A 12,963-nucleotide genomic window follows, 5' to 3' on the forward strand; every position below is an offset into this window, starting at 1 on the left:
CCGTAACGGCGGCGATTCTATGTGTCGCCCGGGGGTCAGGATAAGCACACGGATAGGTGATTCATTGTGTACTCAGCGGCCATAATCGGCGGCACCACTTCATGCCAGAATTCGCGCCCCGTTCCGGGCCGGAGCCCTTGATGGACATCCTCTTCAACATGCGTGCCTTCGTCTGTGTCGCGGAGACCGGCAGCTTCACCGCCGCCGCCCAACGACTGGACCTGACCACCTCCTACGTTTCCCGCGCGGTCGCCACCCTGGAGACCCACCTGCGAACCCGCCTGTTGCACCGAACCACCCGCCGCATTGCCCTCACCGAAGCCGGCCAGCGCTACCTGATGCGATGCGAGCAGATCCTCGGCTACATCGAGGAGGCCGAAGCCGAAGCCAGCGAAGCCCACGCCCGCCCCGCCGGCAACCTGAAGGTCCACGCCATGACCGGCATCGGCCAGCACTACCTGATCGAAGCCATTGCCCAGTACGCCGAGACCTACCCGGACGTGAGCTTCGACCTGACCCTGGCCAACCGCACTACGGACATCCTCGACGAGGGTTACGACATTTCGGTGGTGATCGCCCAGGAGCTGCCGGACTCGGGCTTCATCTCCAAGCAGCTGGGCACCACCTACAGCGTGCTCTGCGCCTCCCCCGGCTACATCGCCAAGCACGGCGCGCCACGCCAGCCCGCCGACCTGCTGGGGCATCGCTGCCTGCGCCTGGTGAACTCGGTGATGTCGCTGGACAAGTGGACCTTCGATGGCCCGGACGGGCAGCAGATGATCACCATCACCCAGACGCCCTTCCAGGTGAACACCGCCGATGCGCTGACCGAGGCGCTGCGGGCGGGCATGGGCATCGGCGTGCTGCCGGTGTACTCGGCGGTGCACGGCCTGCGGGACGGCAGCCTGGTGCGGGTGCTGCCCCATCACAGCCTGTTCCCGTTGGGCATCTATGCGCTGTACCCGTCGCGGCAGTTCCTCGATGCGAAGATCCGCACCTGGGTGGAGTTCCTCCGCGACTTCCTCCCCGGCCGCCTGAAGGCCGACGAGTCGGTCTTGCTGGAGCACAGCGCAACGCTGGGTTGAGCCTTCCGTCAGGCGGCGAGCGCAGCACTCTGGCGCTTGCGCCGCTTGGCGCTCTCCAGCAGCCAGATGGCCTGGCTGGCCTGGGCGTCGGCCAGGCGCACGAAGGGGCCGGCCTTCACCGTGCCATCCAGCACCACCAGCCAGCACGCCAGGTGGCCGGCGCGGCGCAGGGTTTCGGGGACGGCTGAGCCGACCAGGGACATGATCTCGGCACTGTGCATGCTGGACTCCAGGGCGATGTGGACGATGGCGTCACTCTAGGAGCCGGCCTGGCGGTACGGAAATCAGTCCGCTCGATAGTGCTCATGGGTCGCCACGATGCCGCCACCGCCCTGCCCGCGCTGACCGGCGAGGTGCCCCGAAGCCGTCAAATGCCCCGCACCTTCACGGCATTCCGCCGTCCAACATCGGACAGCCGCAAGCGGAGACGCGAGATGCCTGGCAGCTATCGATACGAAATCATCTACCGGCTCCACGGGAGCCCGCAGGCGTTCATCGTCGAACGGGACGGACCGCCCAGCAGCGCCGATATCCATGCGCTGCTGGTGGAGCGACACGGCATTCCACTGGGGGAGACGCCGCCGAGGGACAACCGGGACTACCTGCGCCTGACCACCGGCCACGGTATCCAGGACGTGGCGGTCAGGCGCAAGTACTGACGGCCACGCAGGCCGTCGGCAGGATCAGCTGAGGGTGCCGAGGTTGAAACCGGTGACCGAGGCCAGGGTGCCGCGCCACAGCGTCAGTCCGGTGCAGGTCAGGCCGCCGGCGGCGTAGACGCTGACATCACGCAGGTGGATGTACTGGGGCGGCAGCAGGTTCGGGTCTTCCCCGGTGGACTTGGCCATGACGCCGAGCTTGGCGAAGGTGGCGCGGATGTCCTCGCGGCCCTCTTCCGGCCAGGAGTGGGCGTATTCCTGGGCGAACAGGTCGAAGTAGCTCTCCACGGAGATCAGCGTCCCGCTGACCAGGCCTGCGCCGACGGTGAGGGTGATGCCCACTTCCACGCCGAGTTCGTTGGCCTGGCGCACCAGCATCTGCAGGAACCAGTCCATGCTGCGCCCCGTCCACTCGAAGTCCTTCGCCGTGCTCAGGTCATAGCTGCTGAGGATTTCGGCGGCATTCGACTTGGGGGTGTTCTGGGTGTCGCTCATTCGTCCATCTCCGTGGTTGCGGGGCTTGAAGTCCAAGGGTTATAGCACGGCGCCGGCGACAGGCAGGCGCCGCCGTTGCGCGGCAGCTCGCCGCAGGTCAGGCGAGGGTCGCGCCGAGGGCGCGGATGCAGCGCTGCAACGCGGGCGACTCGCCCAGCAGGCGCACCCGCAGGCCGTCGATCTCGCGGCGCACCGGGTAGTGCTTGCGCAACGCGTCGAAGGCAGCGCGGCGCTGGATGGCGTCCCCCACCAGGCTGCGGCGGAAGTCGGCGTCGTCCCGGCGCGGGTCGTACACCGCGCGGCAGAGCATGGGCAGCGCCCACTGCGGATCGGCGCTGGCATCCAGAACCAGTTCGGGCAGCCAGGGCGCCGGCAACAGGTCGGCCAGGCGCACCGTCTCGGGCTGCTTCAGGGCCCGGCAGAAGGCCTGGTAGATCTGCTCGGTGCCGCGCAGCTTGCCGTCCAGGCTGTAGCCGGCGATATGCGGGGTGGCGATGCGGCACAGCGCGGCCAGTTGCGGGTCCGCCTCGGGCTCACCCTCCCACACGTCCAGCACCACGCGCAGGTCCGGGCGCCGGCCCAGCACGTCGCGCAGGGCATGGTTGTCCACCACCGCGCCTCGGGCGGCATTGATCAGCCAGGTGCCGTCGCGCAAGGCGGCCAAGCGGGTGGCATCGAGCAGGTGATGGGTGGGGTGGTCGCCGGATTTTTCCAGCGGGGTGTGCAGGCTGATGGCATCGCAGCGCGCCAGCAGGGTGTCCAGGTCCACGTAGTCGCCACCCTCGGCAGCCTGGCGCGGTGGGTCACAGACCAGCACGGTCCAGCCCAGCTCGCGCAGCACCTGCACCAGGCGCCCGCCCACCTGGCCGGCGCCAACGACGCCATAGGTGCGGCTGGCCGGGTCGACGCCGGCGTCCTCGGCCAGGGTCAGCAGGCTGCCCAGCACGTAGTCCACCACGCCCCGGGCGTTGCAGCCCGGCGCACTGGACCAGGCGATACCACCCGCGTCGAGGGCCTGGGTGTCCAGATGATCGGTGCCGATGGTGCAGGTGCCGACAAAGCGCAGCGCGCTGCCTTCCAGCAGGGCGCGGTCCACATGGGTCACCGAGCGCACCAGCAGCACCTCGGCATCGCCCAGGGCGGCGCGGTCGATGGCCCGGCCGGGCAGGCGGCGGATGGTGCCGAAGCCTCCGAAGAAGGCATCGACCAGGGGAATGTTCTCGTCAGCGAGGATCTGCATGGGGGCACTCCATGGGCGGGGTGGGCATTCTACGGAATCCGTCGCGCAAGGTCCTACAGCCCTTTCCTGACCCATGCGTCAACGCGTAGACTACGCGGTCTTTCGCCTCCGCTGATTCCCCATCGCCGGCAGTCCCCCTGCCACGGCCGCTTCAGCGCCCGCTGCGAGCCCATCGCAGCCAGGCGGCCCGCCCTGGGCATACGCAAGACGGACGCCACCGCCGTACCGGTGAACGCTACACAGCCATGGAAAGACCTCCCGTGACCATCCGAACTCGCCTCGACCGTACCCGGCGCGAACTCCGAGCCCTATTCACCCTCGCCCTGCCGATCATGATCGCCCAGCTCTCCCACTCGGCCATGGGCTTCGTCGACGCCGTGATGGCCGGCCGCGTGAGCCCCCGCGACCTGGCCGCCGTGGCCCTGGGCAACTCCATCTGGATACCCGTGTTCCTGCTGATGACCGGCATTCTCCTGGCCACCACCGCCAAGGTGGCGCAGCGCTTCGGCGCCGGCCAGCAGGGCGAGATCGGCCCTCTGGTGCGCCAGGCCCTGTGGCTGGCCGTGGCCGTGGGCCTGGGCGGCGCCGGCCTGCTGCTGTGTGCCGAGCCGGTGCTGCACCTGATGGGCGTGGAGGAAGACCTGATCGCCCCGAGCATGGGCTACCTGCACGGCATCGCCTACGGGCTGCCGGCGGTGGCGCTGTACCAGGTGCTGCGCTGCTTCAGCGACGGCCTGGGCAGGACCCGCCCGAGCATGGTGCTGGGCATCTGCGGGCTGCTGCTGAACATCCCGCTGAACTACGTGCTGATCTACGGCCACCTGGGCTTCCCGGCCATGGGCGGCGTGGGCTGCGGCTGGGCCAGCGGCACGGTGATGTGGATGATGTTCCTGGGCATGCTCGGCTGGGTGCGCTTCGCCCGCGTCTACCAGGGCAGCGCCCTGTTCGCCCGCTTCGAGCGGCCCGACTGGTCGGTGATCCGCCGCCTGCTGTCGGTGGGCCTGCCCATCGGCATCGCGGTGTTCGCCGAGTCGAGCATCTTCGCGGTGATCGCCCTGCTGATCGGCGGCCTTGGCGCCAACGTGGTGGCCGGCCACCAGATCGCCCTGAACTTCAGCTCCCTGGTATTCATGATCCCCTACTCCCTGGCGATGGCCGTCACCGTGCGCGTAGGCCAGGCCCTGGGCCGTGGCGAGCCCCGCGAGGCGCGCTTCGCCGCCGGCGTGGGGATGGCCACCGCGCTGGCCTACGCCTGCCTCTCGGCGAGCCTGATGATGCTGCTGCGCCAAGGCATCGCCGGCATCTACACGCCGGACCCGGAGGTGATCGCCATGGCCGCCTCGCTGCTGGTGTTCGCCGCGCTGTTCCAGTTCTCCGACGCCATCCAGGTGACCGCCGCCGGTGCGCTGCGGGGCTACCAGGACACCCGCGCCACCATGGTCATCACCCTGTTCTCCTACTGGGGCATCGGCCTGCCGGTGGGCTGGCTGCTGGGGCTGACCGACTGGCTGGGCGAAGCCAGCGGCCCGCGCGGGCTGTGGCAGGGGCTGATCGTCGGCCTGACGGTGGCGGCGGTCATGCTCAGCTACCGCATCACCGGCAGCGCCCGGGCGCACATCCGCCACCTGAGCCAGCGGCCGACCGCTGTGGCCTGATCCGGCGATAGTGTCTCAACAACGCAACAGGGCCCTTTCGGGCCCTGTTTGTTAATCGGCTTTCTTGCGAATCCAGTACAGATAAGTGCCTGCCTCTTCCGCCTGGTCCACCAGCTCGTGGCCGAGGAACATGCAGAACTTCGGAATGTCGCGGCGGGTCGAGGGATCGGTGGCGATCACCTTGAGCAGGCCGCCGGCCTGCAGGTCGCGCACCTTGTTGTGCAGCATCATCACCGGCTCGGGGCAGTTGAGGCCGGTGGCGTCGAGAATGGCATCGGGCTGATCGGTCATGGGGCACTCCGTCGAAGGGGCGCTATTGTCGCGCAAAGCGCCGCGTCCGCCCACTCCCAGGGCCCGACCTTGGATGGGCCGCCGGACGGAACGCAACGGTGGTAGCCTGCCGCGCCACGCCCACCACATGCCCAACCACCATGCGCCCGACCTGCCTGCTGCTTGCCCTCCTCCTGCTCGGCGGCTGCGCCGCCCGCGACCACCTGCCCGACTACAGCACCCAGGCCGGCAAGGCCCTGCCCGCCACCTGGTACGACGCGGTGATCATCGCCCGCGATGGCACACGGCTCTCCGCCACCGTGTTCCAACCCGCCCTCGCCGCTGGGGAAACCGCCCCGCTGGTGGTGCACACCCACGGCTGGGGAGGCTGGCGGGTCACCGGGCCGGACGGTTTCTACGGCCAGCGCATGATCTCCGGGCGCACCGCCCTGCGGGCCTGGCGCGCCGGCTACTGGGTGGTCAGCTACGACCAGCGCGGCTGGGGCGGCAGCGAAGGCGACATCGAGATGATGGACCCGCGTTATGAAGTGCAGGACGCCCGCGCCGTGGTGGACTGGGCCAGCGCCCACCTGCCGCGCCTGACCGAGGACGGCCCCGGCGACCCGCGCGTGGGCATGCTCGGGGAAAGCTACGGCGGCGCCGTGCAACTGCTGGCCGCCAGCGAAGACCCGCGCATCGACGTGCTGGTGCCCATCGCCACCTGGTACGACCTGGCCGACGCCCTCGCCCCCGGCGGCCGCCTCAAGGTGGGCTGGACCGGCGTACTGGTCAGTCTCGGCCTGGCCACCGGCTACGACCTCGGCAAATTCATCCAGGCGCCCTACCTGCGCAGTGCCGGCGGCGAACTGACCGAGCCGGTACGCGACGAACTCCACGCCCACAGCCTGGCGGCCTACTGCGAACAAGGCCGCCGCCCGCGAGCCGACGCCCTGCTGATCCAGGGTCTGCGCGACACCCTCTTCCCCCTCGACCAGGGCCTGGCGATCCGCGACTGCCTGCGCCAGGGCAGCGCCGACGTGCGCCTGCTGGGCATCCAGGGCGGGCACATCCTGCCGCCACCGCTGCAGCAGTGGAGCGGCCTGCCGCCCTTCAACAACGAACCGGTGCTGCACTGCGACGGCCAGGCCCTCAACCTCGAAACCGCAGTGGTGAACTGGTACGAAGATCGCCTGCGCGGCCGTCACGGCGCGGCGGACAGCATCCCGCGCCTGTGCCTGAGCCTGTCCACCGACCAGGGCCTGGCCCTGCACGAAGCACCGCGCCAGGCCAGCACGCTGCCCCTGCAGGAAACCCGCCTGCGCCCCGCCACCAGCGGCTGGCTGCAGCCGGCGGCCTTCGTCGAACTCAAGCGGATCGAACAGCCGGCTGCCCTCGTGGGGCCGACCCTGCTGCACCTGCGCCCCCGGGAAGACGATCACGAAGTCTTCGCCGCCCTTGCCGTGCGCCGGGCCAACGGGGATGTGGAGGTGCTGAGCGAGCAGGTCACCCCACTGGCCGCGCGAGCCGACGTGCGCCTGCCTTCGGTGAGCACCCGTCTGCAACCGGGTGACCGCCTCGGCCTGCGCTTCAGCGGCTTCAGCGGGCAGTACCTGTTCAACGGGTCCTGGTGGCCGGGCCAGGTGAGCCTGGCCGGTGAAGTGGAGCTGCCGGAGCTGCAGCCCCTGCCCCACTGAGCGGCAGCCTCAGCCGAGGCGCCGCAGGTGGCAGGTGACTTCCTCGCGGTCGTGGTAGAGCTGCTTGCAGGCCATCGCCACCTTGATGCGGCGCGCCTTGAAGCTTTCTTCAAGGCGTTGCAGCAGGCGCTGCACTTCCGCATAGCGCTGCTTCATCGGCAGCTTGAGGTTGACCACCGCCTCGCGGCACAGGCCCTCGCCGATCCAGGTCTCCAGCAGCGCCGCATTGCGCGCCGGCTTCTCGACGATGTCGCAGACCATCCAGTCCACCGGCTGCTTCGGCTTGTAGGTGAAGCCGTCGGCCCGCAGGTGCTGCACCAGGCCGGTGTCCATCAGGCTCTGCGCCATCGGGCCGTTGTCGATGGCGGTGACCAGCATGCCGCGCCGCACCAATTGGTAGGTCCAGCCGCCGGGCGAAGCCCCCAGGTCGACCCCGGTCATGTCGCCGGACAGGCGCGTCTCCCACTGCTCGCGGGGGATGAAGGTGTGCCAGGCCTCTTCCAGCTTCAGGGTCGAGCGGCTGGGCGCCTCGCGGGGGAACTTCAGGCGCGGGATGCCCATGGGCCAGAGGGCCGAGTTGTCCGGCTCGGCCAGCCCGACGAAGACCTCGCGGCCACTGCGGAACGTCAGCAACAAGCGCGGCAGGCGCGGGTCGTCCCGCAGGCACCCGGCCTTATCCAGCGCCTTGCGCAGCGGGCCCTCGAACTTCTTGCAGAAGTTCGACAGCTCCTTGCCTTCATTGGTGTCCAGCACCTCCAGCCAGAGGCTGCCGCACACCGGGTACGCGCCCAGGTGCTCCAGCAGCACGCTGATGCGATCGGTCTCCGGCAGCGCGAGGAACTCACCCCGGGCCCACTGGCGCGGGAAGATCAACCGGGCGAAACGCTGCCCCAGCATCAGGCGCTCGGCACCGCCGGGCTCCTGGCAGATGAATTCGGCATGGGCGCTGCCGGCCTTGCCCTTGGCATAGCCGGGCACCTCCAGGCGCGCAGCCAGGTCGGTGATCTCGGCGCAGACCTCGCCCTCGAAGCCGGGCCGGCAGTGCAGTAACAGGGTGTTCATGGTGGTGTCTCCTCGGGCGCGCACTATAGAGCCGACGTAGCCGATTTCACACAACCGTCTGCGCAAAAGTCTTAGATCAAAGGAAATTCCTACCGACGGACTGGCGCCCTCGGCGTGTGAACGCTCGACAGGCGGAACCCCAGCCCGGCCAACGCAGTCCAGAACATGGCGAGGCCCGTGCAGCGCGACTAGCTTTGAGGGTCTCCGTCCGTGTACCGGCCCCCGCCGTGTGGGCCAAAGGAGAAGCAGATGCCCTCGTTGGATAGCCTGAACAGCCGCCGCACCCTGGATGTGGACGGCAAGACCTATCACTACTTCAGCCTGCCGGAGGCCGCCAAGAGCCTCGGCAGCATCGACAAGCTGCCCCTGTCCCTGAAAGTGCTGCTGGAGAACCTGCTGCGCTGGGAGGACGGCAAGACCGTCACCCGGGACGACCTCGATGCCCTGGTCGCCTGGCAGAAGGAGCGTCGCTCCGACCGGGAGATCCAGTACCGCCCGGCGCGGGTGCTGATGCAGGACTTCACCGGCGTGCCGGCGGTGGTCGACCTGGCCGCCATGCGCGATGCCGTGGCCAGCGCCGGGGGCGACCCGCAGAAGATCAATCCGCTCTCCCCGGTGGACCTGGTGATCGACCACTCGGTGATGGTGGACCGCTACGCCAGCCCCGAGGCTTTCGCCCGCAACGTGGAGCTGGAGATGGCCCGCAATGGCGAGCGCTATGCCTTTCTGCGCTGGGGCCAGAGCGCCTTCGACAACTTCAGCGTGGTGCCGCCGGGCACCGGCATCTGCCACCAGGTGAACCTGGAATACCTCGGCCGCACCGTCTGGACACGGGAGGAAGACGGTCTGACCTACGCCTTCCCCGACACCCTGGTGGGCACCGACTCCCACACCACCATGATCAACGGCCTCGGCGTGCTCGGCTGGGGCGTCGGCGGCATCGAGGCGGAGGCGGCCATGCTCGGCCAGCCGGTGTCGATGCTGATTCCCGAGGTGGTCGGCTTCAAGCTCAGCGGCAAGCTGCGCGAGGGCATCACCGCCACCGACCTGGTGCTGACGGTCACCCAGATGCTGCGCAAGAAAGGGGTGGTGGGGAAATTCGTCGAATTCTACGGCGACGGCCTGGCGGAACTGCCCCTGGCCGACCGCGCCACCCTGGCCAACATGGCGCCGGAATACGGGGCCACCTGCGGCTTCTTCCCGGTGGACGAGGTGACCCTCGGCTACCTGCGCCTGTCCGGCCGGCCCGAGGCCACCGTCAAGCTGGTGGAGGCCTACTGCAAGGCCCAGGGCCTGTGGCGCAATGCCGGCGACGAGCCGCTGTTCACCGACAGCCTGGCCCTGGACATGGGCACGGTGGAAGCCAGTCTGGCCGGCCCCAAGCGCCCGCAGGACCGCGTCCCGCTGACCCGCGTGGCCAAGACCTTCGATGACCTCCTCGCCCTGCAGCCCGCCCCGGCCGGCACCGGAGGCCAGGCCCAGCGCGGCACGGCCGAGTACCAGCACGAGGGCCGGAGCTACCGCCTGGAGGATGGCGCCGTGGTGATCGCCGCCATCACCTCCTGCACCAACACTTCCAACCCCAGCGTGATGATGGCGGCCGGGCTGCTGGCGAAGAAGGCCGTGGAGAAGGGCCTGGCGCGCAAGCCCTGGGTGAAGAGTTCCCTGGCCCCCGGCTCCAAGGTGGTGACCGAGTACTTCGCCGCCGCCGGGCTGACCCCGTACCTCGACACCCTGGGTTTCGACCTGGTGGGCTACGGCTGCACCACCTGCATCGGCAACTCCGGGCCGTTACTGGAACCCATCGAGCAGGCCATCCAGCAGGGCGACCTGACGGTGGCCTCGGTGCTCTCCGGCAACCGCAACTTCGAAGGCCGCGTGCACCCATTGGTGAAGACCAACTGGCTGGCCTCCCCGCCCCTGGTGGTCGCCTATGCCCTGGCCGGCAGCGTGCGCCTGGACCTCAGCCGCGAGCCCCTGGGCGAGGACCGCAACGGCCAGCCGGTGTACCTCAAGGACATCTGGCCCAGCCAGCAGGAGGTGGCCGAAGCCATCGCCAAGGTGGACACCGCGATGTTCCGCAAGGAATACGCCGAAGTCTTCACCGGCGACGAGACCTGGCAGGCGATCCAGGTGCCGGACGCCGACACATACGCCTGGCAAGCCGACTCCACCTACATCCAGCACCCGCCGTTCTTCGCCGACATCGGCGGCGAACCGCCCCGGGTGACGGACGTGCAGCGCGCCCGCATCCTCGCCTTGCTGGGAGATTCGGTGACCACCGACCACATCTCCCCCGCCGGCAACATCAAGGCCGACAGCCCGGCCGGGCGCTACCTGCGCGAGCACGGCGTGGAGCCGGCCGACTTCAACTCCTACGGCTCGCGCCGGGGCAACCACGAGGTGATGATGCGCGGCACCTTCGCCAACATCCGCATCCGCAACGAAATGCTGGGCGGCGAGGAAGGCGGCAACACCCTCCACGTGCCCAGCGGCGAGAAGCTGGCCATCTACGACGCCGCCATGCGCTACCAGGCCGAAGGCACGCCGCTGGTGATCATCGCCGGCAAGGAATACGGCACCGGCTCCTCCCGCGACTGGGCGGCCAAGGGCACCAACCTGCTGGGGGTCAAGGCGGTGATCGCCGAGAGCTTCGAGCGTATCCACCGCTCCAACCTGGTGGGCATGGGCGTGCTGCCGCTGCAGTTCACCGGCGGCATCGACCGCAAGCGCCTGGGCCTGACCGGGCGCGAGCGGATCGCCGTCCTCGGGCTCAGCGGCGTGGAGCTGCGCCCGCGCATGGACCTGACCCTGGAGATCACCCGCGAGGACGGCTCCCACGAGAATGTCGAGGTGCTCTGCCGCATCGACACCCTCAATGAAGTGGAGTACTTCAAGGCCGGCGGCATCCTCCACTACGTGCTGCGCCAGCTGCTCGCAGCCTGACCTGTAAGCGGCCCGGAGCCCCGCAAGGGCTCTGGGTCGCGGGCTGGCAGGAAACTTTCCCGACGGCGACACGACACAAACTGTTTACACTGCACGGCAAAAAATGGCTCAACTTTGGTTCACCAGAGCCGATACCCGCCTCAAGCCTTGCGGAAGAACAACATGAGAAACAACCAACCGGTTACCCAACGCGAAAGGACCTACCCCGCCGAGCAGCGCCTCATTTCGACCACGGACGGCAAGGGTGTCATCACCTACTGCAACCAGGCCTTCGTCGATATCAGCGGCTATTCCAGGGAGGAGCTGATCCACGCTCCGCACAACCTCGTCCGCCACCCGGACGTACCCCCCGCCGTGTTCGCCCACATGTGGGCCACCCTGAAGAAGGGCCGGCCGTGGATGGGCATCGTCAAGAACCGCTGCAAGAACGGCGACCACTACTGGGTCAACGCCTACGTCACGCCCATCTTCGAGGGCAGCCAGGTCACCGGCTACGAGTCGGTGCGGGTCAAGCCCACCGCCGAGCAGGTGCGCCGGGCCGAAGCGCTCTACGCACGGATCAACGCCGGCAAGTCCGCCATCCCCAGCCAGGACCGCTGGCTGCCGGTGCTGCAGGACTGGCTGCCGTTCATCCTCATCAGCCAGATCGGCTTCTTCATCGGTGCCTGGCTGACCTCCCACTGGGGCTTCCTGCTCGCGGCGCTGCTCTCCGTGCCCCTCGGGCTGATCGGCCTTGCCTGGCAAGGGCGCGGCATCAAGCGCCTGCTGCACCTGGCCGAGCAGACCACCTCCGACCCGCTGATCGCGCGGATGTACACCGACAGCCGGGGCGACCAGGCCCGCCTGGAGATGGCCCTGCTCAGCCAGGAGGCACGCCTCAAGACCTGCCTCACCCGCCTGCAGGACACCGCCGAGCACCTCACCGACCAGGCCCGCCAGGCCGATGCCCTGGCCCACAACAGCTCCGACGGGCTGGAGCGCCAGCGCCAGGAAACCGACCAGGCGGCCACCGCCGTCAACCAGATGGCCGCCACCACCCAGGAAGTTGCCTCCAACGTCCAGCGCACCGCCGACGCCACCCAGGAGGCCAACCGCCTCACCACCCAGGGCAGGCATGTCGCCGCCGAGACCCGCGCCGCCATCGAGCGCCTGTCGCAGTCGGTGATCGAGACCAGCGAGACCGTCGCCCGCCTGGCCCAGGACAGCAACGAGATCGGTGGCGTGGTGGACGTGATCAAGGGCATCGCCGACCAGACCAACCTGCTGGCCCTCAACGCCGCCATCGAGGCTGCCCGTGCCGGCGAGATGGGCCGGGGCTTCGCCGTGGTGGCCGACGAGGTGCGCTCCCTGGCGCAGCGCACCGCCGAGTCCACCGGGCAGATCCACCAGCTCATCGCCCAGTTGCAGAAGACCGCCGAGGAAACCGTGCGCACCATGGAGAACGGTCGTCGCCAGGCCGACGAAGGCGTCGAGCAGGTGCTGCAGGCCGACCAGGCCCTGGTGGGCATCAGCGAAGCCGTGGCCAACATCACCGCCATGACCGACCAGATCGCCGCCGCCACCGAGGAACAGAGCGCCGTGGCCGAAGAGATCAACGTGCGCATCGGCAGCATCGCCCAGCTCGCCGACCAGACCTCCGGCGAAGCCCAGCGCACCGCGCTGCTGAGCGAAGAGCTGGCCCACACCGCCCACGGCCAGTACTCCCTGGTGGACCGCTTCAACCGCTGAACCCCACCCGGTCGAAACGGAGCGCCCCAGGGCGCTCTTTTTCGTTGTGCCGCCCGCTCGCCGCCGCGCCTCCCTGACCCGTTCGACCGGCGCCGTACAGGTCTTTTCGCCGCAGATCCGCACCGGGTC

Annotated in this window: 11 protein-coding genes; 6 read left to right on the plus strand and 5 right to left on the minus strand. The window is 69.1% G+C overall.

Annotated features, from left to right (window positions below; translation table 11 throughout):
• Positions 1-140: 140 nt before the first annotated feature.
• A complete protein-coding gene (locus PotMrB4_RS16945; RefSeq protein WP_044403693.1) occupies positions 141-1,085 on the plus strand; it encodes a LysR family transcriptional regulator in 945 nt (314 codons plus the stop codon).
• A gap of 8 nt (positions 1,086-1,093) precedes the next feature.
• On the opposite strand, the gene PotMrB4_RS16950 is transcribed toward PotMrB4_RS16945, so the two are convergent.
• The gene (locus tag PotMrB4_RS16950; RefSeq protein ID WP_172434000.1) at positions 1,094-1,306 is read right to left on the minus strand and encodes a hypothetical protein; all 213 of its coding nucleotides are present in this window, start codon (positions 1,304-1,306) and stop codon (positions 1,094-1,096) included.
• Positions 1,307-1,519: 213 nt separating this feature from the next.
• Here PotMrB4_RS16950 and PotMrB4_RS16955 point away from each other — a divergent pair, with 213 nt between their 5' ends.
• Positions 1,520-1,744 carry a hypothetical protein gene (locus tag PotMrB4_RS16955; RefSeq protein WP_172434001.1) on the plus strand — a complete coding sequence of 75 codons (225 nt, stop codon included), beginning with the start codon at positions 1,520-1,522 and terminating at the stop codon, positions 1,742-1,744.
• Between the two features lie 24 nt (positions 1,745-1,768).
• Here the strand turns inward: PotMrB4_RS16955 and PotMrB4_RS16960 are convergent, their stop codons facing one another.
• Entirely contained in the window at positions 1,769-2,239 is a 471-nt protein-coding gene (locus PotMrB4_RS16960; RefSeq protein ID WP_052807548.1) for a hypothetical protein, read from the minus strand.
• A 97-nt stretch (positions 2,240-2,336) separates the two neighbouring features.
• On the minus strand, positions 2,337-3,479 hold the full coding sequence (gene pdxB / locus PotMrB4_RS16965) for a 4-phosphoerythronate dehydrogenase PdxB (RefSeq protein WP_172434002.1): 1,143 nt from the start codon (positions 3,477-3,479) through the stop codon (positions 2,337-2,339).
• 260 nt (positions 3,480-3,739) lie between these two features.
• On the opposite strand from pdxB, the gene PotMrB4_RS16970 reads away from it, so the two are divergent.
• A complete protein-coding gene (locus PotMrB4_RS16970) occupies positions 3,740-5,134 on the plus strand; it encodes an MATE family efflux transporter (protein WP_232060726.1) in 1,395 nt (464 codons plus the stop codon).
• 51 nt (positions 5,135-5,185) lie between these two features.
• Here PotMrB4_RS16970 and tusA read toward each other — a convergent pair whose 3' ends face one another.
• Positions 5,186-5,425: a sulfurtransferase TusA gene (gene tusA, locus PotMrB4_RS16975; RefSeq protein ID WP_044403704.1), complete on the minus strand. Its 240-nt coding sequence runs from the start codon at positions 5,423-5,425 to the stop codon at positions 5,186-5,188.
• A 140-nt stretch (positions 5,426-5,565) separates the two neighbouring features.
• Here tusA and PotMrB4_RS16980 point away from each other — a divergent pair, with 140 nt between their 5' ends.
• On the plus strand, positions 5,566-7,098 hold the full coding sequence (locus tag PotMrB4_RS16980) for an alpha/beta hydrolase (RefSeq protein ID WP_172434003.1): 1,533 nt from the start codon (positions 5,566-5,568) through the stop codon (positions 7,096-7,098).
• A gap of 9 nt (positions 7,099-7,107) precedes the next feature.
• Here the strand turns inward: PotMrB4_RS16980 and rlmM are convergent, their stop codons facing one another.
• Positions 7,108-8,160: a 23S rRNA (cytidine(2498)-2'-O)-methyltransferase RlmM gene (gene rlmM / locus PotMrB4_RS16985; RefSeq protein WP_172434004.1), complete on the minus strand. Its 1,053-nt coding sequence runs from the start codon at positions 8,158-8,160 to the stop codon at positions 7,108-7,110.
• Between the two features lie 249 nt (positions 8,161-8,409).
• Here rlmM and acnA point away from each other — a divergent pair, with 249 nt between their 5' ends.
• Both acnA and PotMrB4_RS16995 read left to right on the plus strand, forming a co-directional pair.
• Complete coding sequence (gene acnA, locus PotMrB4_RS16990) at positions 8,410-11,106, plus strand: aconitate hydratase AcnA (RefSeq protein WP_172434005.1); 2,697 nt, start codon at positions 8,410-8,412, stop codon at positions 11,104-11,106.
• Positions 11,107-11,268: 162 nt separating this feature from the next.
• Positions 11,269-12,834 carry a methyl-accepting chemotaxis protein gene (locus PotMrB4_RS16995; RefSeq protein ID WP_074967834.1) on the plus strand — a complete coding sequence of 522 codons (1,566 nt, stop codon included), beginning with the start codon at positions 11,269-11,271 and terminating at the stop codon, positions 12,832-12,834.
• Positions 12,835-12,963 lie beyond the last annotated feature (129 nt).

Source organism: Metapseudomonas otitidis (assembly GCF_011397855.1).
Taxonomy (GTDB): domain Bacteria; phylum Pseudomonadota; class Gammaproteobacteria; order Pseudomonadales; family Pseudomonadaceae; genus Metapseudomonas; species Metapseudomonas otitidis.